Raw genomic sequence first — 26,104 nt, 5'->3', positions numbered from 1 at the left:
TAGTTACATTTCTTGTATTCGTGCAATCACCTGTTCGTTGGTTTTAGAGGTGATCTTTAAGTCTCTTAGTAGGCGTAGTCTGAATCGCCACATTCTCATGTAGAAAAATAGGCCTGCTGGTATGATGATAGCGGCAATAATATTTTTCCATTTCTTTTCAAAGGGACGAGTATGGGCCTTTACAGCCATAATGGGGTATTGATTGATATATCTGAGAATTTGTTGATCTTTGGTATTTGCCAAATTCTCAATAATCTTTTCTAGTTCCTCATTAATCATTTCTATGGCATGATCAGGTTTGTATTTGAAGAATACACGGATAGGATTTGGTGCCTTTTTCAAGCGATGTACAGTATTGTATTCTGCTATTTGTTGTGATATTTTTTGCAACTGTAATGCATCAGCTTGATAATTAGGTTCTTCTATGATAACTTCTTTGCTTGGGATGTGACGCTTAAGTCTTAATCCAAGTGCTTTCATAAGCAAGTTTCGGTAGACGTCAACGTTAAAGACTACAGAATCTTTATTGGCCTTATAAGTTACAAAAATAGCTATCGGGGTTAATACACCTGGTGCAAGACCCTTTCCGAACCAAATAGCCCAGATGCCTTCTCTGGCCATTCTGAATCCCGAGTTGTCAAGAATGTAATATATTATGAATACTAAGACTGAAATAATTACAGGTACACCTAATCCACCTTTTCTGATAATGGCACCTAAAGGTGCACCGATAAAGAAGAAAATGAGACAAGATAGGGCAACGGTGAATTTGTTGACCATTTCTATTTTATGTCTTCTTATGTTCTTATCACCATCACTTGTAAGAAGACTCTTAAATTCTAAATCGCTCATCTCATTTTGAGCTTTGGCTAAAGCTGAAGCTACAGTTTGCTGTTTTTGTTCTGTCGATAATTTGCCGAAAATACTATCTATATTATAGCCTTGGGTATATGCAAGCTGTAGTGCTTTTAAGGAATCTCTTCTCTCTGTATGTGGTATGTTATAATACAGCATATTGAGATCTCGTAAATAATTTCTACCAATGCTGTCATATACTAAATTAATAGAGTCTAAGTCATTTCGTATTTTTGCAAGACTTTTACCTTGAGCATTATTAGACAAAGCTGCAGCATCGGTAAGGTTAAAATCACCATCAAAATCAAGGACGATTTTTTTGTATGTAAAGGTTTCGCGACGATATGGTACGGCTGCACTGTTGCCTAATTCGTCAGAACGCATATTTTCAAACCATTCTCCACTCCAGAGTTTTAAAATTAGGTGTTTTTTTTCAGCGGTAGATTGCATCATACCAGAATCGGCAAGGATAATGGCTGCATCCTCGTAACTTTGTGTCATACGGTATATCATGATACCATATAGTTTTCCTGATTTTAAGTCTTTTTTTTGAACGTAAATGTTACTGTTAGGTATTCCGTCATAAAAAACACCTTCAGGAATTTCTAGTTCTGGACTTTTTTGCTTCATAGAAATCAGCAATTGACTGAGTTTCATGTTCGCATCCGGACCGAGATTGTTCTCAAAGTAGAAAGAGGCCATCATGATGATACAGGTAATTACAATCAAAGATCGTAAAGCCTGTAATAATGATATTCCTGCGGCCTTGATAGCTGTAAGTTCTGAACTTTCTCCTAAGTTTCCCAATGTAATCAAAGAGGAAAGAAGAATTGCTAGAGGTAAAGCTTGTGGAACCATCATTAACCCCATGTACCAAAAAAATTGTGCAAGGGCTGTCATTGGGATACCTTTACCGATAAGATCGTCAACGTATCGCCATAAAAATTGCATCATCAGCACAAATTGGCAAATGAAGAAGGTTCCTGCAAAAAGTAGTCCAAACTGTTTGGCAAGGAATATATCTAATTTCTTTATGCGGAGCATATTTGAATAATTGCTTATAAACTAGTTTGCAAAAGTAACACAAAAATATCAAAATCTTTGCTTTTTACGGAATTTTATTATTTTTGTACGAGTGTGTAATGTGGTGTAAGATTATTGATACAAAAAGTGAAATTTTGATTTTTGATATTAATATAATAAGGTGTAAAAATTGTATAAAGGATGCTTTTATTATTATTTGAAAATAAAATAGCAAAAATCTCTCAAAATATTTGGTGGGTTTAAAAAAATATATTACCTTTGCACCCGCAATCGAAAACAAGATTGAATGTGATGGCGGGATAGCTCAGCTGGTTAGAGCGTCGGATTCATAATCCGGAGGTCGTGGGTTCGGGTCCCACCCCCGCTACTTGATAATCAAGCACTTACGAACTTCCGTAAGTGCTTTTTTCATACACGCGAAAACTATGCGAAAACCATAGTCGTTCAGTTCAGTTCGCCCATGATATTTAGTGGCGTATCAGCCCAAAAATAGTCCGATGTCTTGTGTCATTGAATATCACACCGTTTCAAAATCTTGACAAAACGCACAATCTATTCTCTCCCAGAATAAGCTGTGAGCATAACAGCCTCTCATTGTACGTCCCTCCTTTTCACATTTCCCATCGCTGAAAGTAGACATTAGGCTATCACCCATTTCCAATAGGGCAACACCTCGATCTTTCCATTATTATCCTCGATGGTCGCATCCTCATCGTAAGTGATGATGAGACGGCGCTTGCACTCCAATGCAGAAGGAAGTTTCTTCAGGGCAGACACCTCTCTCTCATAAGCGCCATCGCTATGACTAAGATTATAGCAAACCTGAATGGCTAACCCCCTCGTCAGGGACAAAGAAATCGACCTCCACACCCGAGTTGTAGTAGACATCCTGACGTATCCTTATTCAAAATTTTATTAAGCGGTACTTTATAAAATACTGCAAATTTATAAAATACCATTTAATAAAACAAGGAACAAGTGTACTTTAACGTTTACCAGCTCCCGTTAACATGGCAAAAAAAGAATACGCCGTTCAAGATCTCTTATGGGGGGCTGCTCGTCCCCTGGCCCCTCGGGGTTTTCAGGTATAGATTATTTAGCTTAAACCTGTCAACCGATTGCACTTCTATGTTGAGCTTGCCTTATTACTTTACCTACTTCAAGGTATTGCAAATATAAACCGAAATTCGTACTTTTACAGTCATTTTTGAATATTCAAACCAAGAATGAAGGTACGATATGCTTATGTGTCTGTGCTTTTGCTCATGTCCTTCTCAACAATAGCAAATGTATGGGCATCGTCTTCCCTTTCTCCTGACGGAAGGGCTTTCTCTTATGCTGTGTCGAGTGATACAGTAAGGGAGAGTCGTGCCTTGTCAGAGGGCGATGGCGACTCTGCGGAAACGCAAAAAGAAGATTCCATCTTTAAGACGCTCAACCTCGGCGAAGTGGTGGTTACTGCTGCCATGAAGGAGGTGGAGATGAAGGGCGATACCACGGTTATCAATGCCAATGCTTTCCAGACTCCCGAAGGAGCATACCTCGAAGAACTCTTGAAGCGAGTTCCTGGATTGGAATACGAAAAGCAGAACAAGACGATGACCTACAACGGTCTTCCCATCCATGAAATCAATGTCAATGGCGAGAGTTTCTTTGGCGGCAACAGCACCCTTGCCCTCGAAAACCTGCCAGCCAAGTTGGTGAGCAAAATCAAGGTGTATGACAAGCGGAGCGAACTGGAGAAAATCACCAAGGTGCGCAAGGGCGGCGAAAACTATGTGCTCGACTTGCAGACCAAGCGAGAGTTCAACGGCACGCTGATTACTTCGGCAGGCATCGGCATAGGCAACAACGACAAGAAGGAGACAGAGTTGATTTCCAACTTGTTCCGTCAGAAAGGCGACAACATCTCCGTGATAGCTCGAAGTGGCAACCGATATATGACTTCTCGCTATCCCGACAACCGACAGGACAACGTGGCGATGAACTTTGCCAAGAAGTTCTCCAAGCGATTCACCCTCTATGGCAACATGATGTACAACCATTATGCCAGTGGCAACGAGAGCACCCTATATAGCGAGCAATATCTCACCACAGGCAACCGTTACCAGAACTCGGCATCCACTAGCACCAATCGCAACACGATGGGCAATGGTTCGTTGGGCATGCGGTGGAGCTTGGATGACAAGACCTATTTTAATATAGGTGGAAACTTCAGCAAGTCGAAGAGCGACAACACCAGCGACAGCCAGCAATCCACCTCTTCAGAAGGCGATGAGCGTATCAACAGCATCACGAGAAATTCGGATTCGAAGAGCGACAGCCATTCGTTCTCCGTCAATGCCGACATCACCCGAGTGTTCAACGACAAGGGTACGAGCATCAGCCTCACGGGTAGTTACTCCGACAGCAAGAGTACCAACGAGTCACATTCCCTTTCCGAGACCACTTTCTATCAGTTGGAGAGCAGTCTGGGTGGCGATTCCGTGCTTTATCGCAACCAATACCAGCACTCCCCCTCCACCAATCGTGCCTATTCCGTAAGCATCAACTTGACGCAACCCTTGGCTGAGAACTTGCGCCTGCAACTCGGTTATCGCTATTCTGCCAACCGACAGGTGAGCGACAGGATTACTTACGAGAGCGAAGTATATCAAGACAGTTTGAGCAACTATACCCAGAGTCGGACTTATTCCCACGAACTCTGCCTTTATTTCAATTATAATGGCAAGCGATGGCAGGTGAATACGGGTGTACAGATGCATCCAGAGCGGAGAAGTCTTGACCAGAAGACTGGGCTGCTCTATGCCGATACGGTGAGGACGAGCGTGAATTGGAACCCACAGTTGAATGTGTCATGGCATCAAGGCAAGATTCACTTCGAACTGAATTATGATGGCAGCAGCCGACAGCCAGACCTTGGCAGTTTGGTTTCGCTGACCGACAATAGCGACCCATTACACGTTACTCATGGCAATCCTTCGCTCAAAGCGGCTTATAGCCAGAACTTTCGGTTGATGGGAAGGAACACTCGCCTCGGTCTTTCGGGCGATGTTAATTTCTGCAACACCTATAACAGTCAGACGCAAGCCGTCTTTTACAACCTTGCCACTGGTGGCACGGAGACTTATCCTGTGAATGTGAATGGCAACTGGAATATGCGCACTAGTCTTCGTTATCAGAAGCGATGGAAGAAGCGGTTCAATCTCTCTGCTTGCACAGGAGCCAGCTTTGCCCAAAGTGTAGCTCTTGTGAATGAGGGAAAGAGCGAGGAGCCAGACCGCAGCCTCACCCACAATACTTCGTATAATGCCAACCTTCGTTTGGGTTATCAGCCGAAATGGGGAGGCTTCGACTTGCAGGGCGATTGGCGTTACCGCCATGCCACCAACCAGCTTCGTAGTACGTCCAACTATACCCGAAGTTACAACTTTTCGCTGAATACCTATGCAGAGCTTCCTCTTGGTTTCCTGGTCAAGAGCGATGCTGCATACTCTTTCCGTAACGGCACCAACATCAAAAAAGGCGAAGACGACCAAGTGGTTTGGAACTTGGGGGCATCTTGGCGATTCCTCAAAAAGAAGCAAGCCGAGCTTTCGCTCTATTGGTCAGATATTCTCAGCGACAAGAAAAACTATTATCGCAATGTTACGGCGACAGGATTGACGGAAAGCCGTACCTCACAAATTGGCAGCTACTTCATCATCAGTTTTAAGTATCGGCTGAATAAGCAACTGTGAAAAACAATTGAAAATCTTAGATATGTTATGATTTCTCAACAAGACAGATGAGAAACCCTATAAATCATAACAAATTACTATTGTAAATTTCATTATTTTTAGGTATTACACATTATTTAACAAATATGTACCTTTGTATCCACAAATTAAGGGTAATATTTTTGATTAATTATAAACATTTAAAAAAATAATAAAACAATGAAAATTTTAAAGAATTTCATCGGTCTCGCTGCAATAGCTCTCTGCCTCGGCTTCGCTTCTTGCAGCAGCGATGATGATGCGCCTTCTTATAGTGAGGTGGCAGTTGACAATTCTCAGCTCAAAACCCTTCTCGAAAGCAAAGGATATACATTCGATGAGAACGGCAAGTTGCTCCTTGACGACAAAGCAACCAGCACCACATCTCTCGACCTTTCAGGCACAAAGGTTGATACCGATGCCTTGAAGGAACTTTCTGTTTTTCCTAATTTGAAAGAGTTGAACCTTAGTAACAATGGCTATGGTCCACTTTTCCATATCGCTTCACTTCCTTCACAGATTACAGGTCTTGACTTGCAAGGCAATGACATCTACGACTTCGACGGCTTGGTAAGTGCTCAGGTCGTAAATGATGAAGTGAAAGCTACCATCCTTCATGAGTTTACAAAGCTTTATCTCCCTGCTTCTTGCAAGTATAATGTAGAGGACTTGATGCCTTTCTATACAGAGAATGAGGCAGAGAATAAGACTGTTGACATGCAAATGGTAAATGATAAGGGTTCTTTGGAGAAGTATAATACTTTGAGAAAAATTCCAGATACTTACTTTGCAGCTTATTTGAAGATGAACTTTAGTTCGGTTTTCACTTCTGACGGAAAGTTGGACATCAGCAAACCTCTCGGTCTTGAAGACAGAGGACGCAATATTTTCTTGCAATATGACACACAATATGCAGATATTGAAAAAATTGCTTCTATCGAAGGAATAGAATATTTTGTGAACAATCCTTTTTATGAGTCTTTTTATGTGTTCATTGATGTTCAGACAAGTACAGAAGAAACTAAGCAATTTGAATGTCACAGATTATCTCCAAGACAAAATATCAAAGGCTTGGTCGTAGAAAATACAAATTTTATTGGAGGGCTAGATTTGAGCGACGCAACTGCTCTTTCTTCTTTAGGAATAAGCAACAATCAGTCTGTAACATCTTTGGATTTGACAAATACGGCATTTCTTAATCAAGACACAAAGGATTTTGATGTAACAATGTCTAATTTCTTGGATTGCAGAGATTGTGAAAATCTTGAAGAAATAAAGATAAAAGCAGATAATAAAAAAGTCACAAATCAGGTAATCTTGGCAAATCTTCCAAAGCTAAAATCTATTGATTTGCAAAGCATTGAAGCTATTGGAGCATTCGTTCTTTGTCAACTTCCTAATTGTGATATTACTTACCCAAGTAATTTGATAGCTTCTTTTCGTAATTCAGATAACAAGGTATTTGATTTTGCTTCAAATCCTAAGCGAAAGGTTAGCTTTACAATATCGCAGGATGTTTTAGACAAAGCAGGAACACAAGAGTTTATCAATAAGTACTCTGCGCATCTAAGAGACGATTCAAGTTCATTTTCGAAATACAATCCAGTTAAATGGAAATAATTTTAATAATAATTTAAAATTTTAATAATTATGTTTAAAAGAACGTTTTTAATGGCGATTGCCTTCATCAGCATGATGGTTTTCGCAAGTACTGCATCAGCTCAGACAACTATCTATGGTTGCTTGGACAAAGTTTACATGAACAAGGACAAGAATCCTGTACATCAGAATGATGTTTCTCCTGCTCTTAACACAACCTTGACTCCAAATGGAGATGGTTCGTACAAATTGGTGTTGTCTGAGTTTAAGGTTGGCAATATGCCAGCCAAGTTGAAAGTAGTAGCTGATGATGTAGTTCTTGATGGTACAACAGTGAACGATTGCCCTGATGCCATTATCTTGAGTTTCGGTAGCGGTTTGAAGTTTGACGCTACTATCCAAGGTAGCTATGATGCTACAACAGGAAAGTTGGAGTATACTGTTAAGAGTGTTGATGCAAAATTCTTAGGTGTTGCTTTCGATACTGAGGTTCATTTCACAACAGAATGTACAATAAAATAAATTAACTTAGGTCTTTCCCTTAAAATATAAGGGAAGACCTTTGTTTGTTACATGATGAAAGCAAACTTCAAGAAAAACATCGCCTTCCTATCTTTGCTTTTTTTCGCTGTTTTTGCATTTTGTTCTTGTTCTTCTGATGAAGAAATCATTAACTCTGATGCAAATTCTGAACTTGTGAAAGAGGCAACAAACTATCTCAATGGCGAGATTGTACTTAGTACAAACGCAACGATGAATGGCGTGAACAAGACCCTTTTACCGGAGGGATGTCCTACAAAGTTTAAGTTTGAATGGAATAAGACTGACGCACAAACTTTCACCATTTCTTTGCTTGACTTCACGGTCGGAAACATGGGAATGATTATCAATTTTAAGTGTGATGTCAAGACCATGGTTCTCAACTCTTGGGAGCAGAAAGAATATACAGGTGATGGTTGGATAAAGTTTAAGGGTGAAGACGGTGCTGTATGGGGAACAGATACAGACGGTTCTGCATCAAGTGCCAAAGGCAGTAGCGTGCAAGGTTATTACAATGCCAAGACCCACGAAATACAATTTATCGTCAACTACAATATGATGAATGTACGTTCTGAGTGCTTCAAGCAGACCATTGACAAGTCTCGCCTCGCTACTTTTGAGGCAGACAAGAAAAAGTACGAGGTAGACTTGGCTGCGTATAAAAAGGAGCACGGAATCAAATAAGAGACTGTAGCTTATATATAAAAGGAAAGAGTGATATGCCCAGACATGTCTCTCTTTCTTTTTGCAAGTAAAAAATGAAGGGAAGAGAAACAAGCCATAGCGAGGCTGAAATCGTGTAAGAAATTGGAAAAAATAGAATAGCAATATAAATGAAGACAATTAGAAATGTAATGCTCATTGGCTTACTGCTGATACTCGTCCTCCCTGTCGCTGCACAGCGAAAGGTGAAGTTCGGTATCTTCGACAAAGCCACTGAGCAGCCAATCATCGGCGCAGTCATCACTTACGCCGACAATGAGAAATTGAAATCGCCACAGCGTGTTGTTACCAACATGGATGGTGAGGCTACTATCTCGGTGCCTCAGAGTGACAAGTGTTATTACCAGGTGGTATCCGTGGGTTACAACCCTCTGAATGGAACCATCGGAAGCGACAGCTCCCTCAAGCTCTTCATGACCGAGGACGTGATGAAGGTGAACGAGGTGGTGGTTACAGGTTCCCGCACCGCCCGACCTATCAAGCTCTCGCCAGTGAGCACGCAGGTGCTCGGCGGTAAGGAACTGGTAGATGCAGGCTATGCTGACCTGGCCAAGGCTTTGCAACAGGAGACCCCGGGTATGAACATCCAGAAGGTGGGTTTCGGCAACGAAATCTCCATGCAGGGCTTGGATGCCCGCCACGTGCTCTTCCTACAGGATGGTGAGCGATTGACGGGCGACATGGCAGGCAACCTTGACTATGAGCGATTCAACCTCCATGCCATCGACCGCATCGAAATCGTGAAGGGTGCCAGCAGTACCCTCTATGGAAGCCGTGCATCGGGTGCCGTCATCAATCTTATCACCAAGAAGACCACCAAGCCTATCGACATTCAGGCTGGTGTACGCTGGGGACAGATGAACGAGCGCAACTACAAGAATCCATCCAAAAAGGATTTCTTGTATATGTTTGAGAAGAATGCCGACCGCCCGAACCTGCAGAGCTGGGTATCGGCAGGATTCAACGCTGGCAAGGTGACCTCGCAGACCGATGTGTGGTATTCTTCGAGCGATGCCTTCTACATGTACCAGGCGGAGAACGACAAGAAGGTCTATACCCAAGAGGCGAACCCTTGGCTCGACCACGACGTGACCATTACCAGCGTGGCTTCCCGTCCGCCAATGGGCATCGAGGGCACAGAGCATATCTCGGTATCGCAGAAGGTTTTCTACGACCCTTTCAAGAATCTAGAGATTCTTGCCTACGGTAGTGCGTTCTATATGAATACCTACGACCTCATTCAGGATATGACCTTCAGTCAGGCACGTGACTGGACGGCTGGAACCAAGGTTAAGTACTCCTTCAAGGATTGGTTCAAGATTACCGCCTCCCTTCATGGCGACTTCTACGACCGCTTCAAGCGACACGAGCGTATCGACGAGCGTACCAAAGTGTATAAAAGCCGTATCTTCCAGCCTCGCCTCTCCATCACCTCGCAGAAGTTCGAGGGCCACGACCTCATCCTCGGTATCGAGCACCTGAGCGATGACCTGACGAGCGACCGATTCAACGGCGATGCCTCCCACATCATGCGCACCCGTTCGCTGAAGGAAACGGAGGCTTTCCTGCAAGACGAGTGGACGATGAACGACCACTGGATGGTTTCGGCAGGTGTGAGAACCAACTTCAGCCGTGCCTTCGGACTGATGGCGATGCCTAAGATTGCCTTCAAGTGGAGTCCTTCGGATCACTGGGCGTGGAGAGCCAACTACTCGATGGGCTACCGTTCGCCAAGCATCAAGGAGCTGTTCTTCAACTGGGATCACCTCGGCATGTTCATGATTAAGGGTAACGAGGACCTGAAGCCTGAGAAGAACAACTACGTGAGCCTGGGTACAGAGTACTCGAACGATAACTTCTTCATCTCGGGCAATGTGTATGGCAACTTCTTCCGCAAGAAGATAGAGGGCGTATGGCGCATCTACGACATGCAGTATAACTTTGAATACACCAACCTCGCCAAGCAGAACCTCATCGGACTGGAGACCATCATGCGCTGGCACTTCCTCAACCACTTCACGATGAATGCCACCTACAGCTACGTGAACGTGAGCAAGACGGATGGCATCCAGGTGAACACCACTTCGCCTCATGCTGCTACAGCGAGCCTCGACTATAAGTACAACAAGAAGAACTACCGACTGGGCGCCACCTTCTCGGCAAGCTACATGGGTGAGAAGAAATTCGATGTGCAGGACCGACTCTCTGTAAATGGTGAGAGCCACGATGCCTACTTCCGCTGCCAGTTGCCTCAGTATGTATTGTGCAACCTGTCGGTGATTCAGACCTTCTATAATAAGGTGAAGGTGACGGTGGGTGTGGATAACATCTTTAACTATGTGCCAAAGACCCTGGGTTCGGGCATCACCATATTTAACGTGCCAGCCACGGCAGGAGCCAAGGCGCATGTGCAGGTGGAAGTGTTGGTAGATGAATTGGTAAAAGCATTTAGAAAGAAAAAATAATGAAGAAAGCATTACTATATATAATAGGTATGGCAGCTGCAATGACGAGCTGCGTATCTTATGAGGCTGAGGATTTTACGGGCCATACCCTTCCCCGAAAGACAGGATATAGCACAGGCGTTACGAACGACTGGCTCTATTTTGACCTGAAGACGGGACATCGCTATAATGTGCTGAATCCTAACCAGAGTGTCATCGCCTTTATTGACGGCAAGCCGATAGAGGAATATTTCCATTATAAAGGTACTGCCAAACTCGTAAAGTATTGGAGCGAAGGTGTGCAGAAGAACATCTTCGAGGATGCAGAGCGTGATGAGAACGGCGATACCATCTTTACCAAGAATCAAGCTACAGGCAAGTTTACCTATAAGACGGTAAAAAGACAAGCCAGCAGCATTATGGTGATGGAGAACAAGGAGGATGACCCCAACACGATGGCTTATCCTGCTACGGAGTGGGACCTTGCCTTTGATGGTTACCAGCTGCGAACCAACAGTGGAACAAGCGGCATAGGCAAGGGCGGTGCTGCCGACCTGGGCTATGCCGAATATGACAAGTGGACGAGCAAGGCGCAGGTGGATGCTTATCTGTCTGAACACAATATGACCTTTGCCGTGGATGATTCAGCAAGCGTCTATGTCACCATGTCACAGAACGACTGGAACAAGTATTGCATCGCGAACAAACTGGATATGAAAGAGAACCCTTGGTTCGACCCGAACAACGGACCTGCCAAGCAGTTGGTAAGCGGCAATCCGGTGCTCGAAAAGGCAATGACCTTCTCTGGTCCACCTCCAGTATATACTCCTTCTTTCCATACCTACGTAATCCGTTCGTGGGATGGTGAAAGATATTACAAACTCCAGATTATCTCCTGGTATGATGCCAATGTGCAGATAGGTGATGAAGGAGGAAGAATCAGTTATTACTTAGATGAATTAAAATAAGTATTAAACATTATGAAACAATTGAATTGGTGGAAATCCATCGCTTCGTTCCTCGTGGTACTCTTTACCATGCCGTTGGGACATGCGCTGATGATGATAATGGATAAGACGATGACTCCTGAAGCTGTGCATTACTCAGCCTTCTTCATGGGGTTGGCAGGTCTTATCATGGTAGTAATCGGTGTCTTCGTAAAGGGAGACACCAAACAGACTCTTTGGGGACTTTTCGGAGGTCTGCTCTTCTGGACCGGTTGGATAGAATTTCTGTTCCAGTACTATGCTACCCGCTGGGGTACACAGCCGGAGATGGAGAATGGTGAAGTTGTGACTCGTCCTGAATACCTCATCCTCCCTGCCACCTTCGGCATGTGGATGATGATTATGGTGCTCTACATCTTCTCAACCAAGAACGGATGTAACTTCATCAACTGGTGGCAGCGTGTTCTTTTCCGTTCCCGCAAGAACGAGATTGCCGCCCGTCCGATGACACATCATACAAGTATCGTCACCTTCATGGAACTGAACATGATTCTCTGGACTAGCTATCTCCTGTTGATGTTCTGCTACGACAAGAACTTCCTAGGCGACCATCATCCTGTAACTTCGGTTGTTGCCGCAGCTTGTCTGATAGGTAGTTTCTTCATCTTCCGAAAGCAGTTGCGTTTGAGCACATGGGGAGCCAATATCCGTATGGCTATCGCAACGGTTGTCGTGTTCTGGGTACCTGTGGAAGTGCTTGGTCGCTTGGACTTTTTCAAGGAGATTTGGATTGAGCCGGAGAAGTATACTACCCAGATGATTTGCATCCTCGTGGCATTCGTGGCATTGCTTGTGTATATCATGATAGCTGCAAGAAAGAAGAAGACACATGAGTAACAGAAAACTAGATTGGTGGAAATCCATAGTATCGATGGGCGTGATTTTAGGAAGCATGCCCATCGTTCATTTGGTGGCACGAGTGCTGAAGGACAATTACGACGGCACGCAGTTATTGGGTGCTGGGATGGCTGTGGGCTTCGTGGGTATGATGATGGTAGTGGTCGGTGTCTTCGTCAAGGGTCAGACTCGCCAGACCTTGCTCGGACTCATTGGTGGTATGTTCTATTGGACAGGCTGGGTGGATTTTCTCTTCATGTATTATGCCCATCGTTGGGGAACACATGCCGAGATTGACCCCACAACGGGAGAGGTGTTGAGCCGACCTGAATATCTCTTGCTCCCTGCCACATTCGGCTTGTGGGTAATGGTGATGCTGCTCTACATCTTCTGTTCTCGCAATGCCTGCAACTTCCTCAACTGGTGGCAGACGCTCTTCTTAGGAAAGAATAAGCGACTAATAGTCGCTCGTCCTATGACCCGCCACACCAGCATTGTTACCTTCATGGAAATCAACACAATGCTCTGGACTTGCTATCTCCTGCTGATGAACCTCTACGATCCTCAATTGTTTGGTCGTGAGAGTCCAGTCACCTTCGGTGTAGCCTTCGGTGCCTTGCTTTCCGCCCCATACGTATTTCGCAAGCAACTCCACTTGCAATCGTGGGGAGCAAACATCAGAATGGGTACGGCAACGGTCATCGTGTTCTGGATAGCGGTAGAGGCATTTAATCGCACGGGCATCATCGGGAAGCTCATTGCACATCCGAGCGAATATCCTTGGCATTGGGTAGTGATGGGGATAGAACTTTGCTTCTTGGCAGGAAAGATTGTCAAGGATACAAGGGCAAAGAAACAAGATAGATAATAAAAAAAGGAAATCAATGAAGAAAGGAACTTGGAGAAAACAACATAAATGGCTTGGTATCGGCTTGAGCTTCTTCATGCTGATGTTCTGCGTGTCAGGCATCCTGCTCAATCATCGTTCACTCATCAAGGAGGTGAACGTGAGCAGGAAGTACCTGCCAAGTCGTTATGAGTTTCGGAATTGGAACGGTGGATTGCTACGAGGCACGCTTGACATTGGCAAGGATTTAATGGTAGATTTCATGAGGAATGTGGATTCTTGTCGCCAACTGTTGCTTTATGGCAATGGTGGCATCTGGCTTACCGACTCCAAGGCTTCCTACTTCAAGGATTTCAATGAGGGGTTGCCAGAAGGTGCAGACTATCGTCAAATCAAAAATGTCATAAGGCTTGATAATGGAAGGATATTTGCTGTCTCACCTTTCGGGCTTTATCGCTATGGAGTGCATAACAAATGGCATGAGGTGAATATGTCACAGGATGATGAGGAGAAATTTACGGACATCGCTTCGCATGGCGACACCCTTGTAGTGCTCAGTCGTTCCTTTGTCTATACCTCGCTTCCTCCTTATAAGACTTTTAAGCACATTCAACTTCATGCGCCAAAGGTTTATGACGGCAAAGTAACTGCCTTTCGTACCGTTTGGCTACTCCATAGTGGAGAACTTTTCGGAATAACAGGAAAGATTGTGGTTGATGCCATAGCCATTATTCTTGTGGCTCTCTGTATTACGGGTATCGTCTTTTGGCTGAGACCGAAGCGAAAGGCATTACTGCAGACCTCGCTTCATCTGCATGACAGAATCGGGCGATATACTATCATACTTGCGCTCTTGATTGCACTGACGGGTTGGTGTCTCCGCCCTCCTGTGATGATAGCATTAGTGTTAAGCAAGATTCCGTCTATCCCAGGCACAACACTCAGAAGCAAGAATCCTTGGAACGACAAGCTCCGCATAATTCGTTATGATGAGAGCTGCCATGATTGGCTATTATCCTCATCGGAAGGATTCTATTCATTGAACATCAAAAATGCTACAGTGAAAGTTATTACTTCTGTTCCACCTGTCAGCGTGATGGGATTGAATGTATTACAGAAAGATGCAAATGGTAGATGGCTTTGCGGTTCATTTAGCGGCTTGTTTGTTTGGGACAGACGACAAGGAACTGCTACCGATTACTTTACGAACAAACCTACACCGAATGAAGCAGGAGCACCATTCGGAAAGAAAGCTGTCGCAGGTATGAGCCAAGACTTTTCCACCCCTGTCGTAGCGGAATATTACGAGGGAACAAACTTTGCCCCTCAACCTTCGAGCATGAACCAACTTCCGATGTCGCTTTGGAATGTGGCATTAGAGGTGCATAGTGGCAGAATTTTCATTGGAACGATAGCCACATACATATTCATCTTTGTTATGGGCATTCTTGCGTTTTGGTGCTTGTGGTCGGGCTATAAAATTAGGTTAAAAAAGAAATAACATTGCATAAAATCCGATTCTCATTAAATGCGAAAACAAACTGATGGTGGCGAGGTAATATTTTAAAATTCTTGATTGTGACATTTTAACTTTTTTTCTGAATATAAATTTACACGAATTCCACCAGCAAGTGCAAATTTAGTTTATATTCTTCATAAAGCACTCTTTTGGTGTTGAAAAGTTGAGTTTTGCTCTTGGTCTATTGTTAATTTTCTCCATAATCTTTGTAATTTGCTGTTGGCTTATGTGTTCAAACGTTGTTGATTTTGGTATGTACTGTCTGATTAATCCATTTATATTCTCAATAGCTCCCTTCTGCCATGAAGAGTATGGATCAGCAAAATAGACAGGCGCTCCAATACTCTTGGTTAGCTTCTCATGTGAAGCAAATTCCAAACCATTGTCGGTAGTGATAGTTTTGATTACATCCTTATATGGCCAAAGTAAATGTATGACAGCTTCAGCCAGTTTATCAGCGTTCTTGCCATGCTTCTATTTTCGCATAAGCAGCAGATTGGTACTGCGTTCTGTAAGAGTAACAATCGCTCCATGATTACCTTTTCCCACAATAGTATCCATTTCAAAGTCTCCGAAGCATTTCCCGTCAGCTTCTACAGGCCTTTCACTAATGCTTACTCTATTTGGAATAGTTTGTCTCTTACCTCCAACTGGTCTAGTTCGATGCTTCAGCCTATGACGGCAATTCTTGTACAATCTTCCACCATTCCGTTTGTCATTCCGAATGATACGGTAAATGCTTTCATGAGAGATAAATATCTCATATTTAGCAAGATGTCCTGAAATCTGCTCGGGAGACCATTGCTCTTACGTTTCAATTCGCGTGAAATGGTACTTGGACTCACTTTTATTGCAGTTGCAAACTGCTTTTTATTCATTCCGTTTTGGAGTAAGATAAAAATTGTGTACCTTTGCTCCGAGTTTAACTGTTTGTACATAGCAATGCAAAATTAGTTATTCTTGGGGAGATTTCGGTCTTTCTTTTTTATGCATTGCTTGTTGAAATTCCAAGTTCATGCTATCATGGGGGCTGCTCGCCCCCAAAACCCACGGTGTTTTCAGGTATTAAGTTTTCATACCACTACACCTTAGAAAATTGCACTTCTATTGTGAACTTGCGAGAGATTCGGACTATTTTACCCCATTTTCATAGACGCGAAAACTATGCGAAAACCAAATAGGTTGAGTTTTGGGGTATTTTGGAGTCTCATCAACTATCGTAAAGTTACTAAATTGTTGAATATCAACCAAATAACTAATCATTAAATATCAATAAAAATTAATTTTTCAGATTCATAATCCGGAGGTCGTGGGTTCGGGTCCCACCCCCGCTACAAATAACGAGATTATATCTTAATTAGTAGATATAATCTCTTTTTTTGTTTGCAAGTTTCTTCAAAGAAGAAATGTTCGTTTCAGTCTTTTGGGTATAGTACAAAAGTTTCCGTTCTTATAGAATTTTAATAGCATTCAGTAAGATAATCGACGCCGCTACTAAGAAATTAGTGGTTGATTTATTTTTAGTAACCAATAAAAAAGGTGTAAAAAATCCTTTTTTTTAGTAGCTATTCGTAAGATTTTCGTAACTTTGCAATCTCAAAATATATAATGTACATAATATATGGCTGAAAGAAAACAAATCAAGACTGCATTAATCTCAGTCTTTCACAAGGATGGTTTGGAAGAATTGCTTGCCAAACTAAATGAAGAAGGTGTTAAATTTCTGAGTACTGGTGGTACGCAGCAATTTATAGAGTCTTTAGGGTATGATTGTCAGAAGGTAGAAGATGTTACCACCTATCCTTCTATTTTGGGTGGTCGTGTAAAAACTCTGCATCCAAAAGTGTTCGGAGGAATTTTGGCACGTCGTGATAATAAAGGCGACCAGGAGCAGATGAAAGAATATGAGATACCTTCAATCGACCTTGTTATTGTAGATCTTTATCCATTTGAACAAACTGTAGCCAGTGGTGCATCTGAGGCTGATATAATTGAGAAAATCGATATAGGTGGCATCTCTTTGATTCGTGCAGGAGCAAAGAATTTTAAGGATGTCGTTATCATTCCAAGTAAGGCAGAGTATTCAGTTCTTCTTGATATATTGAAGGAGAAAGGCAATGCTACGGATATTGAAGATCGTAAGATGTTTGCGGAGCGTGCATTTGGCATAAGCAGTCACTACGACACAGCTATTCATGCTTGGTTTGCTAAATAAACAATTTAAAAAATAGTAAGAAAAATGGGATTTTTTTCTTTTGTTCAAGAAATTGCAATGGACTTGGGTACAGCCAATACGATTATTGTCAGTGATGATAAGATCGTAGTTGATGAGCCTTCTGTTGTAGCCCTTGATCGCCGTACAGACAAAATGATAGCTGTTGGTGCCAAGGCTAAGATGATGTATGAGAAAACGCATGATAACATTCGTACAATTCGTCCTTTGCGAGATGGTGTGATTGCAGACTTTACAGCTTGTGAGCAGATGATGCGTGGTTTGATCAAGATGGTTCACACAGGTAATCGTCTTTTCTCACCTTCACTTCGTATGGTAATAGGTGTTCCTTCTGGCAGTACAGAAGTTGAGCTTCGTGCTGTTCGTGATTCTGCAGAGCATGCTGATGGCCGTGATGTATATCTCATCTTTGAACCAATGGCTGCTGCTATCGGTATAGGTATCGATGTAGAGGCTCCTGAAGGAAACATGATAGTTGATATTGGCGGTGGTAGTACCGAAATAGCTGTTATCTCTTTAGGTGGTATTGTTTCTAATAACTCTATTCGTACTGCAGGTGACGATTTGACAGCTGATATTCAAGAATATATGAGTCGTCAGCACAATGTAAAGGTCAGTGAGCGTATGGCCGAACGTATAAAAATACATGTTGGTAGTGCGCTGACGGATTTAGGTGATGAGGCTCCAGATGATTTCATCGTTCATGGTCCTAATCGAATAACAGCTCTTCCTATGGAGGTACCTGTTTGTTATCAGGAGATTGCGCATTGTCTTGATAAGACTATTGCAAAGATTGAAAATGCTGTATTGAGTGCGTTGGAAAATACACCACCAGAGCTTTATGCGGATATTGTTAAAAATGGTATTTATTTATCTGGTGGCGGTGCTTTGCTTCGTGGTTTGGACAAGCGACTTACAGATAAAATCAATATTCCATTCCATATTGCAGACGATCCATTGCATAGTGTGGCTAAGGGTGCTGGTATCGCATTGAAGAATGTAGACCGTTTTTCTTTCTTGATGAGATAGTATTATGCACAACCTTATAGAGTTTTTGGCGAAATATAATCATTGGTTCGTCTTCATACTCCTTGAGGTCATCAGTTTTGTGCTGTTATTTCAATATAATAGTTATCAGGGTAGTGTATGGTTCTCCTCTGCCAATGTGGTTTCGGGAAAAATATATGAGTGGAACTCTGAGATCGAGGCTTTCTTCTCGTTGTCACAGGTAAACGAAAAGCTTGTTTTGCGAAATGTTTATTTGGAGCAACAGGTGAGAGCCTTATCTGATAGTTTGACTTCTAAAACCCAAGATTCTTCTTATTTGAGGAAATCGCAGATGGCTTTGCTCCAAAATTATCGGTTAATATCAGCAAAAGTAGTCAGCAATTCTATTACAAAAGCAGATAACTTTATTACGTTGGATAAAGGCTCAGCTGATGGAGTGAAAAAGGATATGGGTGTAATCAGTGGAACTGGTGTAGTAGGTATTGTTTATCTAGTATCTACACATTATTCTATTGTTATCCCGGTTTTGAATACCAAGTCGAATATCAGTTGTTGTATTCAAGGGAGAGATTACTTTGGTTATCTCCATTGGACGGGGGGTAATTCCAAAATGGCTTATGTTGATGATATTCCACGTCATGCTCATTTTAAACTGTATGATAAGATTGTAACCAGTGGTTATTCTTCTGTTTTTCCTTCTGGTGTTTTAGTTGGAAAAATTATGCATGTGTATAATTCTAGTGATGGATTATCGTATCGTCTAAAGATTGAATTGTCAACAGATTTTGGCAATCTGCGTGATGTTTGTATTATCGATAATAGTTTGATTCAAGAGCGTATAGAATTATTCCATGCTGCTCAGGATTCTATTAAACCAAAAGAGGAATAATATTATGAATATAGTAATGATTCGTGGGGTTGTTACCTTTATTATTCTGTTATTAGCACAGGCTTTGGTATTAAATCATATCCATTTTTTTAACTGTGCGACTCCTCTTCTGTATGTCTATATGGTACTTCATTTTCGAAGAAACTCTCCAAGGTTTGCTTTGTTAATATGGAGTTTCACCATGGGATTGTTAATAGATGTATTTTCTAATACACCAGGAATAGCAGCTAGTGCGATGACCTTTATCGGTTTTGTCCAGCCTTACCTCTTGGAATTGTTTGTACCTCGAGATAGTGCAGATGACCTTGTTCCTTCAGCAAGAACCTTAGGAGGTGCTTCTTTCTTTTATTATACGCTGATATTAGTTTTCTTATACTGTTTGCTGTTTTTTACTTTGGAGACGTTTAATTTCTTTAATTGGTTGCAATGGCTTTTCAGTATTTTAGGCAGTATGCTATTAACAATAGTACTATTGTATGCAATAGAGAATGTTAGAAGGAAGTAAATGAAAGATTTTAATATCGAAAATCGTCGGTTTGTTATAGGTGGAGTGGCTATTACTATAGTCACTCTTTATATCATTCGTCTTTTTACATTGCAGATAGTGAGCGATGACTATAAGAAAAATGCCGATAGTAATGCTTTTTTAAAAAAAATAGAATTTCCTTCGCGAGGTGTTATTTTTGATAGAACTGGTAAACTGATGGTTTACGATCAGCCTGCCTACGATATAATGGTTGTCATGAATGAAGAAAGTGGTAGGTTGGATACGTTGGATTTTTGTCAAACTCTTGGAATAACTAAGGAGTATTTTATTCAGCGTATGAATGATATCAAAGATCGTAGTAAAAATCCTGGATATTCTCGTTATACACAGCAGCTTTTTATGAGCCAAATTCCAGCTAAGGATTTTAGTATTTTTCAGGAGAAAATGTTCCGTTTTCCCGGTTTTTATGTACAGAAAAGAAGTATACGTCAATATACTTATCCATATGCAGCACATATATTAGGAGATATTGGTGAAGTCTCTGAGAGTAATATAGAGGAAGATGATTATTATCAGCCCGGTGATTATATAGGGAAACTGGGTATTGAAAAGTATTACGAGAAGCAACTTCGTGGTGAAAAAGGTATTCAGATACTTCTTCGTGATGCTCATGGGCGTATTCAAGGGCATTATCAGCATGGTAAGTTTGATACCAAACCAGTTCCCGGTAAGGATCTTACATTGAGTATCGATGTTCAATTACAAGCATTAGGGGAACGCCTTCTTGAAGGTAAAATCGGTAGTATTGTAGCCATCGAACCTTCCACAGGAGAAGTGTTAGCATTAGTTTCTTCTCCAACTTATGATCCGCGTCTTTTGGTGGGACATAATCGTGGTAAGGTACATAAGGCATTGGCTCGCAATGTGTGGAAACCGTTGCTCAATCGCGCTATTATGGGACAATATCCTCCGGGGTCAACCTTTAAAACTACTCAGGGACTTACATTTCTGTCTGAGGGTGTAGTTAATTCACATACGTTGTTTCCATGTAACCATGGATTCCGTTATAAAGGTCTTCATGTAGGCTGCCATGGTCATGCTTCACCTGTTAATTTGAATTTTGCTATTGAGACATCTTGCAATGGTTATTTCTGTTGGGGACTTTATTATATGATGGCAAATCGAAAAAAATATCCTTCTGTTCAAGTTGCCATGGATACGTGGCGAGATTATATGGTTAGCATGGGTATGGGGTATAAGCTTGGTATTGATTTGCCTGGTGAGAAGCGTGGTCTGATACCTAATTCTGCTTATTATGATAAGGCATATCATGGTTCCTGGAATGGGCTAACAATTATTAGTATAGCCATAGGACAAGGTGAGGTAAATATGACACCTCTTCAGATTGCTAATTTAGGAGCAACTATAGCTAATCGAGGCTTTTTTTATGTGCCTCATGTCGTAAGAAAAGTGCAAGATGAGCCATTGGATACAATGTATACTCGTCGCCATTATACCAAAGCTACACCTAATGCATATGCTCAGATCGTTAATGGTATGCGTAGTTCTGTATTAGGTGGAACTTGTAAATATCTTGGTCATCTTGATTTCCCTGTTTGTGGAAAGACGGGTACGGCGCAGAATCGTGGACAGGATCACTCTATCTTTATGGGTTTTGCACCAATGAATAACCCCAAAATAGCCATCGCTGTATATGTAGAGAATGGTGGTTTTGGTGCTGACTTTGCTGTTCCTATGGCAGCATGTTTATTTGAGCAGTATATGAAAGGTAAATTGTCGCCTTCTATGGAAAAGGAGGCTTTAATGTTACAAAAACGAAGAATTGGTTATGGAAAGGCGAATCGATAGGCAACCAAGTGTATTACGATCTCTTGATTGGTGGACGATAGGAATCTATCTTTGTCTACTTGCTTTTGGCTGGATTAGTGTCTGTGGAGCCAGTTTTAGTTTTGGCGATACAGATATTTTTAGTTTGAGTAGTCGTTCGGGCATGCAAATTATTTGGATTGGTACGTCTATCGTATTAGGTTTTGTTCTGTTGATGCTGGATGATCGTTTTTATGATACCTTTGCTTATGTGCTTTTTGCGGCTATGTTGCTCTTGTTGTTTGTGACGATTTTCAATCCACATCAAATAAAGGGCTCTCGATCATGGCTTGTATTAGGACCTTTACGATTGCAGCCAGCAGAGTTTGCTAAGTTTGCAACAGCTCTTGCTATAGCCAAGTTTATGAGCACATATGGATTTGATATACATCGTTGGAAGCATCTTTTTGCAGCAGCTGCATTTATCTTTTTACCAATGCTTTTTATTATAGGTCAGCGAGAAACTGGTTCTGCATTGGTCTATTTGTCTTTCTTCTTGATGCTTTATCGTGAGGGAATGCCTGGTAGCTTCCTTTTTACAGGAGTTGCTATGGTGATATACTTTGTGGTAGGTATTAAGTATGAGCAAGTTTTTTTGTGGGATACGCCTACATCTATTGGAAAATTTGTTGTATTGCTACTTGTTCAAATTTTTACGGCAGTGATGGTACAAGTATATTGCAATGATAAAAAGAAAACATGGCTCATGATAACTTATGCGATTTGTACAACACTTATATTCTTATTATTCTCAGAGTTTGTCATTCCTTTTGATATCGTGTGGGTTCAATTGATGATTAGTGCGGGGGTTATAGGTTATGTATTTTATTGTGGATTAAGTACGCGTATCAATAATTATTTCTTTATCGCATTATTTGCTATAGGTAGTATAGTATTTTTCTATTCTGCAGATTTTGTGCTTAATAATGTGATGGAACCTCACCAGCGGGTGCGTATTAATGTTTTGTTGGGTCTTGACGAAGATTTGTCCGGAGCCGGTTATAACGTGCATCAAAGTGAGATTGCTATCGGTTCTGGTGGATTACAAGGTAAAGGATTTCTTAATGGTACACAGACAAAGCTAAAGTTTGTGCCAGAGCAGGATACCGACTTTATATTCTGTACAGTTGGAGAGGAAGAAGGCTTTATGGGATCAGCAGGTGTATTGCTTTTATTTTTAGCTTTAATATTACGACTGGTTTATTTGGCGGAGCGTCAACCTTTTAAATTCGGTAGGATTTATGGTTACTGTGTGCTGAGTGTTTTTCTTTTCCATGTCTTTATTAATGTTGGTATGGTATTAGGTTTGACACCTGTTATTGGCATCCCTTTGCCGTTTTTTAGTTACGGTGGCTCCTCATTATGGGGCTTTACTTTCCTCCTCTTTATATTTTTACGAATAGATGCTGGTCGAAATCTGATTAGAGCATAATAAAAAAGTAAAACAGCTAATTAACTAATAATTAGCTGTTTTACTTTTTTATTAATGTTTAGTGTATTGTATGCCAATATCGCTTATTCCAGGAAGAATTTCCCTTTTCATATCATGTCTTACTCGTACCACAATAGAATCTCCTTGTTGTAGCTCTATAGGATGAAGAGGAAAATTGTACTGGTAGTAGCTTATTCCTTGTCCTTGTGCTGTACCATTTTTGTCGATTAAGTTACAGTTTAGAGTATCTATGTATGTTCTATCACCAGGGATAATTATTTGCTCAACAATAAGAGATAGCCCCATGAAAGGGTATGCACCATTGATTCTCAGGCCTAGTTTTGGGCGATATGTACCTTTATCGGCCAGTTTAGGTACCTCAAAGAATAGGGTATCGTTCTTTTCCCATCCAGATATTGGTGTATGACTATATTTGTCGTACACCTTTTTACTATTGCACGATGTGAGCAGCAGTATTATTACTGTATAAAGGAAAGTTATTTTTTTCATTATTATTTATCTTCCTCCCACTTGGTGTTATTGATTTCCTTCAGTCTTTGGCTTTTTATTATTGTTGTTTGGTCTTCTTCGATGATTTTTTTTGTTACGATTTGTATTTGTTGAATCACTTTGAACTGTATTATTATTCCTGTTTGGTCGATTATTATTTTCTTTAGCATTACGATTTACAGGAACATTTTGTTTACCTTGCTGTTCGTTTTGTAGATTATCATTTTGAGTTTGCTGCTGAGGCTTATTCTGACGGTTATTGTTTACATTGCTGTTGTTTCCAGAACGATTGCGTGATTTTTTCTTTTTTGCTTTGTCAAATCTGCTGATATCAGCATTAGCCAAAAGGTCGATAGGTTTAGAAGGTTCTTTGATTTTATCTTCTTCGAGCAGTGATACTGGTTTTTCGCCACGTTTATTCATGGCAATAATTTCGTTTGCTCGTTCTGCGCTGATAGTTTCCAAATTTGCTGCAAGATTCTTGTCTGTGGAGTATGTCAGCTGGTGTGACAGAATATCAATTTTAAATTGATAGTAGTCGCTATCCATAGTTTGTAAGACAATTTCTTTTCCTGGAATACTCTGTCGTGCCTCTATATATTCATCTACCTCATAGTTTAGACAGCATTTTAATTTGGCACACATACCAGCTAGTTTCTGAGGGTTAAGAGAAATATCTTGATGGCGTGCTGCATTAGTGCTTACCGAAACAAAGTTTTTCATCCATGTGGCACAACATAGTTCGCGTCCGCAAGGTCCTGTACCTCCAATGCGCCCAGCTTCTTGACGAGTACCAATTTGTTTCATTTCGATGCGTACGTGGAAAGTTTCAGCTAGAACCTTTATTAACTGTCGGAAGTCTACACGCTCATCTGCGATATAGTAGAAAATGGCTTTGTTGCCATCACCCTGATACTCTACGTCACCGATTTTCATTTGTAATCCTAAGTCTTTAGCAATTTGTCGACTTTGAATCATTGTGTCATGTTCACGGCTCTTTGCTTCTTCGTATTTTTCCATATCAACAGGCTTTGCAATACGATAGATGCGTTTAATATCATCGGCTGATTTTAGATTTGCCTTCTTAATTTGAAGTTTAACTAGTCTTCCTGTGAGACTTACTACACCGATGTCGTGCCCAGGATTGGCTTCTACAGCAACAATATCTCCCTTTTTGAGTTCCAGGTTATTGTCGTTGTGGTAATATCCTTTTCGGGTGTTTTTGAATTGCACCTCGACAAGGTCAGTGCTACGGGAGTTTCCTGGTACGCCAGCTAACCAGTCGTATGTGTTGAGCTGTCTGTCCTGACGACCAACAGCACAAGAGCACAGACCTCGGTCGCATCCGTTGCACATTCTGTATTTCATATCATTGTAATCCATATTTTATTTTCGAATTAAAAGTACTATCATTTTAAGTGCCATATCAAAGAAGACGATTTTGGCATTGGCATTTTGTCCGATATCGTGGTGAGCTCTCTCAAGTAATTCTGTGATATCAATCACATTGGCTTCATTAATGAAACGAGCGAAGTTTTTGGAGAAATTTTCCTCATCCTGTGTCATGTAATTGAGATCAGGTTGTTGAAAATTAAACATGAAATTTTCTCTAATCATTCTCATGAAGTAGGTAAGCATGCGACGCTGTTTTTCTCTACCGAAGAGCGATATAGTTTCACTCCATTTTTTAAGATCGTGTATGTTCCTCATGTATGCTAATCGCATGAGCATGATAAACATGTCTAAGAATTGTCTGTTTTCGTTACCGGCATCCAATTCTTCTAAAGCTTTATTCCAGTTGCCGTTGGCAACTCGTGCTACTCTTCGAGCAATATCTTCATCAAGGCCTCTTTGTTGTATGAGAGCCTGCTGAATAGCATCATTGTGTATCTTCTTGAAATCAAATCGTTGAGTACGGCTTCTAATGGTTTCCAAAAGATGCTCAGGTTCTTCGCTTACAAGTATAAATACTGTTTCGTGAGGTGGCTCTTCAAGTATTTTCAACAGTTTATTTGCACTTGTCAGATTCATACGTTCAGGAAGCCAAATGATGCTTACCTTATATCCACCTTGGCTTGATTTTAGACTTAGGTTTTTGGCGATAGCATCACTTTCTGCTGCTGTAATAATAGCCTGTTGGCTGGTAGCTCCCATTTGTTGCATCCACTGGTTAACCGTAAAGTATGCACCCTGTAGGAGCATTTCGTGCCAAGGTTTGGCAAAATCATCACTTATCGGCTGATGGTCTGCACCCATACCTGGCAGTTTTATGGTAGGGTAGGTGAAGTAGAGGTCAGGATGTTCCCATTTCTTTAGCATCGGACTGTCATTGAGCAGGTGTGATGCAAAAGCTAAAGCCAATGCCATTTTTCCACATCCTTGTGGACCACAGAAAAGCATAGCATGGGGTATTCTGTTTTCTTCGGCAAGTTGGAGCAGATGTTGAGCTGCTTCCTCTTGGCCAATAACTTCACTAAACTTCATC

21 protein-coding genes, 1 tRNA gene and 1 pseudogene are annotated in these 26,104 nt (G+C 41.5%); 16 read left to right on the top strand and 7 right to left on the bottom strand.

The annotated features are described in order from the left end of the window. Window positions 1-3: 3 nt before the first annotated feature. Entirely contained in the window at window positions 4-1,899 is a 1,896-nt protein-coding gene (locus L6469_RS07735; RefSeq protein ID WP_006283603.1) for an LptF/LptG family permease, read from the bottom strand. A 293-nt stretch (window positions 1,900-2,192) separates the two neighbouring features. Between L6469_RS07735 and L6469_RS07730 the strand changes: the two genes are divergently transcribed. Further along, window positions 2,193-2,266: transfer RNA gene (locus L6469_RS07730), tRNA-Met, on the top strand. A 272-nt stretch (window positions 2,267-2,538) separates the two neighbouring features. On the opposite strand, the gene L6469_RS07725 is transcribed toward L6469_RS07730, so the two are convergent. Beyond that, on the bottom strand, window positions 2,539-2,787 hold the full coding sequence (locus L6469_RS07725; protein ID WP_039871218.1) for a hypothetical protein: 249 nt from the start codon (window positions 2,785-2,787) through the stop codon (window positions 2,539-2,541). Window positions 2,788-3,275: 488 nt separating this feature from the next. Next, entirely contained in the window at window positions 3,276-3,944 is a 669-nt protein-coding gene (locus L6469_RS07720; RefSeq protein ID WP_223918710.1) for a hypothetical protein, read from the bottom strand. A gap of 120 nt (window positions 3,945-4,064) precedes the next feature. Here L6469_RS07720 and L6469_RS07715 point away from each other — a divergent pair, with 120 nt between their 5' ends. From L6469_RS07715 to L6469_RS07675, 9 genes are all read left to right on the top strand, one after another. Beyond that, a complete protein-coding gene (locus L6469_RS07715) occupies window positions 4,065-5,639 on the top strand; it encodes an outer membrane beta-barrel protein (RefSeq protein ID WP_223918711.1) in 1,575 nt (524 codons plus the stop codon). A gap of 198 nt (window positions 5,640-5,837) precedes the next feature. Beyond that, window positions 5,838-7,277 (top strand): hypothetical protein, encoded by a 1,440-nt coding sequence (locus tag L6469_RS07710; RefSeq protein ID WP_006283600.1) that lies wholly within the window; start codon window positions 5,838-5,840, stop codon window positions 7,275-7,277. A 30-nt stretch (window positions 7,278-7,307) separates the two neighbouring features. Continuing rightward, complete coding sequence (locus tag L6469_RS07705; protein ID WP_143067211.1) at window positions 7,308-7,778, top strand: hypothetical protein; 471 nt, start codon at window positions 7,308-7,310, stop codon at window positions 7,776-7,778. Window positions 7,779-7,829: 51 nt separating this feature from the next. After that, complete coding sequence (locus L6469_RS07700; protein ID WP_006283598.1) at window positions 7,830-8,480, top strand: DUF4903 domain-containing protein; 651 nt, start codon at window positions 7,830-7,832, stop codon at window positions 8,478-8,480. Between the two features lie 149 nt (window positions 8,481-8,629). Next, window positions 8,630-10,984 carry a TonB-dependent receptor gene (locus L6469_RS07695; protein WP_006283597.1) on the top strand — a complete coding sequence of 785 codons (2,355 nt, stop codon included), beginning with the start codon at window positions 8,630-8,632 and terminating at the stop codon, window positions 10,982-10,984. Continuing rightward, window positions 10,984-11,931 (top strand): HmuY family protein, encoded by a 948-nt coding sequence (locus tag L6469_RS07690; RefSeq protein WP_006283596.1) that lies wholly within the window; start codon window positions 10,984-10,986, stop codon window positions 11,929-11,931. The genes L6469_RS07695 and L6469_RS07690 overlap by 1 nt, the downstream gene beginning before the upstream one ends. A 12-nt stretch (window positions 11,932-11,943) precedes the next feature. Beyond that, window positions 11,944-12,807 (top strand): hypothetical protein, encoded by an 864-nt coding sequence (locus tag L6469_RS07685; RefSeq protein ID WP_006283595.1) that lies wholly within the window; start codon window positions 11,944-11,946, stop codon window positions 12,805-12,807. Then, window positions 12,800-13,675, top strand: coding sequence for a hypothetical protein (locus L6469_RS07680; RefSeq protein WP_006283594.1), 876 nt, complete (start codon window positions 12,800-12,802; stop codon window positions 13,673-13,675). The genes L6469_RS07685 and L6469_RS07680 overlap by 8 nt, the downstream gene beginning before the upstream one ends. Then, window positions 13,668-15,155, top strand: coding sequence for a PepSY-associated TM helix domain-containing protein (locus L6469_RS07675; protein WP_256208014.1), 1,488 nt, complete (start codon window positions 13,668-13,670; stop codon window positions 15,153-15,155). Before L6469_RS07680 ends, L6469_RS07675 begins: the two co-directional genes overlap by 8 nt. Window positions 15,156-15,293: 138 nt before the next feature. On the opposite strand, the pseudogene L6469_RS07670 reads toward L6469_RS07675, so the two are convergent. Continuing rightward, a pseudogene (locus L6469_RS07670) lies at window positions 15,294-16,111 on the bottom strand (IS30 family transposase). A 683-nt stretch (window positions 16,112-16,794) separates the two neighbouring features. Between L6469_RS07670 and L6469_RS07665 the strand changes: the two are divergent. The 6 genes from L6469_RS07665 to rodA are packed head-to-tail and all read left to right on the top strand — an operon-like array spanning window position 16,795 to window position 23,109. Further along, window positions 16,795-17,388: a phosphoribosylaminoimidazolecarboxamide formyltransferase/IMP cyclohydrolase gene (locus L6469_RS07665; protein WP_006283590.1), complete on the top strand. Its 594-nt coding sequence runs from the start codon at window positions 16,795-16,797 to the stop codon at window positions 17,386-17,388. Between the two features lie 24 nt (window positions 17,389-17,412). Beyond that, on the top strand, window positions 17,413-18,435 hold the full coding sequence (locus L6469_RS07660; RefSeq protein WP_006283589.1) for a rod shape-determining protein: 1,023 nt from the start codon (window positions 17,413-17,415) through the stop codon (window positions 18,433-18,435). A gap of 4 nt (window positions 18,436-18,439) precedes the next feature. Continuing rightward, window positions 18,440-19,303 carry a rod shape-determining protein MreC gene (mreC, locus tag L6469_RS07655; RefSeq protein WP_027453337.1) on the top strand — a complete coding sequence of 288 codons (864 nt, stop codon included), beginning with the start codon at window positions 18,440-18,442 and terminating at the stop codon, window positions 19,301-19,303. A gap of 4 nt (window positions 19,304-19,307) precedes the next feature. Further along, window positions 19,308-19,808 (top strand): rod shape-determining protein MreD, encoded by a 501-nt coding sequence (gene mreD / locus L6469_RS07650; RefSeq protein ID WP_006283587.1) that lies wholly within the window; start codon window positions 19,308-19,310, stop codon window positions 19,806-19,808. After that, the gene (gene mrdA / locus L6469_RS07645) at window positions 19,809-21,659 is read left to right on the top strand and encodes a penicillin-binding protein 2 (protein ID WP_006283586.1); all 1,851 of its coding nucleotides are present in this window, start codon (window positions 19,809-19,811) and stop codon (window positions 21,657-21,659) included. Continuing rightward, a complete protein-coding gene (gene rodA, locus L6469_RS07640; RefSeq protein WP_006283585.1) occupies window positions 21,640-23,109 on the top strand; it encodes a rod shape-determining protein RodA in 1,470 nt (489 codons plus the stop codon). The genes mrdA and rodA overlap by 20 nt, the downstream gene beginning before the upstream one ends. A 51-nt stretch (window positions 23,110-23,160) precedes the next feature. Here the strand turns inward: rodA and L6469_RS07635 are convergent, their stop codons facing one another. The 3 genes from L6469_RS07635 to L6469_RS07625 are packed head-to-tail and all read right to left on the bottom strand — an operon-like array spanning window position 23,161 to window position 26,103. Next, window positions 23,161-23,619 (bottom strand): gliding motility lipoprotein GldH, encoded by a 459-nt coding sequence (locus L6469_RS07635; RefSeq protein ID WP_006283584.1) that lies wholly within the window; start codon window positions 23,617-23,619, stop codon window positions 23,161-23,163. A 27-nt stretch (window positions 23,620-23,646) separates the two neighbouring features. Next, the gene (locus tag L6469_RS07630; RefSeq protein ID WP_036858049.1) at window positions 23,647-25,002 is read right to left on the bottom strand and encodes a stage 0 sporulation family protein; all 1,356 of its coding nucleotides are present in this window, start codon (window positions 25,000-25,002) and stop codon (window positions 23,647-23,649) included. A gap of 3 nt (window positions 25,003-25,005) precedes the next feature. Continuing rightward, entirely contained in the window at window positions 25,006-26,103 is a 1,098-nt protein-coding gene (locus L6469_RS07625; protein ID WP_006283582.1) for an ATP-binding protein, read from the bottom strand. Window position 26,104 lies beyond the last annotated feature (1 nt).

It is taken from the genome of Segatella baroniae B14, assembly GCF_022024235.1.
Classification (GTDB): domain Bacteria; phylum Bacteroidota; class Bacteroidia; order Bacteroidales; family Bacteroidaceae; genus Prevotella; species Prevotella bryantii.
This window is presented reverse-complemented; position numbering and strand designations above follow the sequence as displayed.